1 pseudogene is annotated in these 318 nt (G+C 67.9%); it reads left to right on the plus strand.

Annotated elements, in window-relative coordinates:
• Nucleotides 1-75 precede the first annotated feature (75 nt).
• Nucleotides 76-318, plus strand: a pseudogene (locus ELR45_RS35610) (hypothetical protein); the annotation flags it as partial.

Here is a 318-nt window from a genome sequence, read left to right on the forward strand (position 1 = left end):
CGGTGCGATACTTGAAGGTCAACAATTCCCGGGGTAAGGTCACGTTCTTGCAAATAGGTGGAGACTCAGGGAGTTATGGCGATATCCACGACTCGAGCCGGTGACGACCCGACCGACCGTCAACGCGCCCGGGAAGAGCGCGGAGTACGGAGCGCGGCAGCGGTCGGGGTGGCGGACCGACTTCCCGCGCCTCCGCGGCAGCGGCGGCCGGCACTCGCCGCCTTGGCGGTCCTGCTCATCGTCGGCGGCGCGACGGTGGCTGCGATCCTGGCGATCCGAGCCGACGAACGTGTCGGGGTGTTGGTCGTCGACGAGCCG

This window comes from Phytoactinopolyspora endophytica (genome assembly GCF_004138495.1).
Taxonomy (GTDB): domain Bacteria; phylum Actinomycetota; class Actinomycetes; order Jiangellales; family Jiangellaceae; genus Phytoactinopolyspora; species Phytoactinopolyspora endophytica.